The sequence below is a fragment of the Bradyrhizobium sp. STM 3843 genome (genome assembly GCF_000239815.1).
Classification (GTDB): domain Bacteria; phylum Pseudomonadota; class Alphaproteobacteria; order Rhizobiales; family Xanthobacteraceae; genus Bradyrhizobium.
The window spans coordinates 1-3012 of sequence record NZ_CAFK01000258.1 but is presented as its reverse complement, the minus strand read 5'-3'; the positions used below and the strand labels follow the sequence as shown (position 1 = coordinate 3012).

2 protein-coding genes are annotated in these 3012 nt (G+C 66.5%); one reads left to right on the top strand and one right to left on the bottom strand.

The annotated features are described in order from the left end of the window. Positions 1–1510: chloride channel protein (locus tag BRAS3843_RS26780; protein ID WP_035982876.1), on the top strand; the 1510-nt coding region annotated here is incomplete at its 5' end. Between the two features lie 11 nt (positions 1511–1521). On the opposite strand, the gene BRAS3843_RS26775 is transcribed toward BRAS3843_RS26780, so the two are convergent. Further along, entirely contained in the window at positions 1522–2676 is a 1155-nt protein-coding gene (locus BRAS3843_RS26775; RefSeq protein WP_008972247.1) for an AAA family ATPase, read from the bottom strand. Between the last annotated feature and the right edge of the window lie 336 nt (positions 2677–3012).

Genomic DNA, 3012 nt, shown 5'->3' with positions numbered 1-3012 from the left:
ACTTCCCGACGGCGATACGAAGCGACTCCTGATCGGCGAAAGCCGCATGTCGCCGAAGGTCGCCGTCCTGAAACCGCTCTCGTCCGCGATCTCGATCGGCTCGGGCGGACCGTTCGGCGCCGAAGGCCCGATCATCATGACCGGCGGCGCGATCGGCTCGCTGTTTGCACAGTGCTTCAGCCTGAGCGCCGCCGAACGCAAGACTTTGCTGGTGGCCGGTGCGACCGCCGGCATGACCGCGATTTTCGGCACGCCCATCGCAGCGGTGCTGCTGGCCGTCGAACTGCTGCTGTTCGAATGGAAACCGCGCAGCCTGATCCCCGTGCTCACGGCCTGTGCGCTCGCGGCCGTGTTGCGGCCGTTCGTGCTCGGCTCCGGACCACTGTTCCCGTTTTACGCCACGCTGAATCTTTCTGGCTGGACGCCGCTGATCTGTGTCGGTGTCGGCCTCGTCGCCGGGCTGCAATCGGGGTTGCTGACCGGATTGCTCTACAAGGCCGAAGACCTGTTCGGCGCCCTGCCGATCCACTGGATGTGGTGGCCCGCACTCGGCGGGCTTGCCGTCGGCCTCGGCGGCCTCATCGAGCCCCGGGCGCTCGCGGTCGGCTATGACGTGATCGGCGACCTGCTCGCGAACCATATGACGGCGAAGGAGGTCGCGCTCATTCTCGTCGTCAAGTCGACGATCTGGATCATTGCGCTGGCGTCTGGCACCTCCGGCGGCGTGCTGGCGCCGCTGCTCATCTTCGGCGGCTGCCTGGGCTGGCTGGAAGGGCAATATCTGCCCGGCGATGCCGGCGCGTGGGCGCTGATCGGCATGGCGGCGATGATGGGCGGCACCATGCGATCGCCGCTGACCGGCGTGCTGTTCGCGGTGGAACTGACCGGCGATCTCTCCCTGCTGGTGCCGCTGCTGATCGCGACCGGCACGACCTACGCCGTCACCGTACTGATGCTCAAGCGGTCGATCCTGACCGAGAAGATCGCGCGACGCGGCCAGCACATCGTGCGCGAATACGGCGTCGACCCGTTCGAACTGCTGCGCGTCGGCGACGTCATGGTACGCGAGGTCGATACGCTGCCGGACCAGATGCGCCTGGAGGAGGCGATCGACTTCTTCTCGACTGACGAGCCGCGCCACAAATCCTATCCGATCCGCAGCGAGGACGGCCGGATCGCCGGCATGGTCAGCCGGGCCGATATCCTGCGCTGGCGCACGGAGGCGCCGAGCGGCGACATCACGCTTGCCGAGCGCCTGTCGGATGACGCCGTGATCGTTGGATATCCCGACGAAACCGTGTCCCATCTCGCCGATCGCATGGCGATTGAGAGCGTGGGCCGGGTGCCGATCGTCGAGCCCGGCACGATGCGCCTGGTCGGGCTCGTCGCCCGCAAGGACCTGCTGCACATCCGCCGCACCTGGCGCGCCGCGGAGGAGCAACGGGCCACCTACTTCCCGTCGTTCGCCCGTTCGGCTGCATCGAAAGAGGCCGCAGACCAGCCGGGGTGAACGCGGGACGCTCATTCGTCGTCGTCGTCCTCTTCCTCGGCATATTCGCCCGAAAGCTTCAGGCCCTCGATGCCCGTGGCGCCGCTGGATTTGACGACGCGGCGGGCCCGCTTGCCGGTCTCCTCCTGCAAATGCGCCGTCAGCTCCTCCGAATGCGTCACGATCCAGATGCGCGCGCGCCCCGCCGCCCGCGCGATCAGGCGAGCCAGCGGCGCCAGCAGCGACGGATGCAGGCTCGCCTCCGGCTCGTTCAGCGCAATCAACGGCGGCAGCCGATAGCCCATCAACGCACCGAGCAGGCAGAGATATTTCAGCGTCCCATCCGACAGCTCATGGGCCAGGAAGGACCGCGGCATGTCCGGGAAGCTCAGGCTGAACTGGCACCAGCTGCCTTCGGCTCCAGCATGCAGCCGGGCGCCGGGGAAGGCGTCGTCGACGGCGGCATCGAGATCGGTCGTGTCCTCGCGAATGACGGACAAGGTCGCCAGCACGGCGGCGAGGTCACGTCCGTCGGCGGACAGCGTCGGCGTGGTGATAGCGTGGCACGGCTGGCGGATCGGCGACGCGGCATCGGTGCGGAAATCATGATAGAGCCGCCATTCCAGCATCTCGCGCCTGATCGCCTCGAGCTCCGGATAGCGGGCGGCGTCGCGGAACGCGGCGAGCGCGGTCTCCGAGGCAAGAACCGCGGATTTGTGCGTCTCGCGTGCGCCATTGTCGTTGCGGAGCATCACCAGCGGCCCCTTGCGCTCCATCATGACGACGTCGCGGCGGCCCTGGCGGACGACGACGCGCTCGGTCTTGATCAGCGGCTCCAGCCCGAACGCGGCCTCGGTCGGCTGCGGCAGGCCCAGCTCGATCTCATAGGAATGCGGCAACCCGACCTCGATGCCATATTCGAGCTCGTCGAACTGGGCCTTGAGCACCAGCCGCACTGGCTTGCCTTCCCGGCGCCGACCGGCCCAGAACACGGACTCGAGGCCGCCCTCCTCCGCGATCGCCCGCGTGATGCTGCCGTCAGCGGCACCGCGCAACAGCGCCAGCGCCTTGTAGAGGTTGGTCTTGCCGACACCGTTGGCGCCGACAAAGATCGTCAGCTGCTCGACCGGCAGCCACAGATTGCGCACCGAGCGATAGTTCTCGACATGGACAGCGGAAAGAGGCATGAGGCACAATTAGTTCGCGTGACGACAATGTTTGATCAGCATGTGCAAGCTTGCGTTGTCGACGGGCCGGTTGCAAGGGCCATCGCCAGAAACAACTTTTCCGACGTGCCTGCGGTTCGCACCTGACCTTGCACGTTGATCATCTCCATCGTTCGTCCAATAACGCTCGGACATGCCTTCGTCTTCTCGCGGCATGTCGTGCCCGAGTGATGCGATCAGTTCGTCCCTTTCGAAGATCGAGAGGGCGCAGGGAAGGCCGGGAGCCTGCCGCCCCCATGGCCCGCCTGCATCAAGAAAGCAGGCGGCAGTCACCACAGGTTCGGCTTAGGACATCCC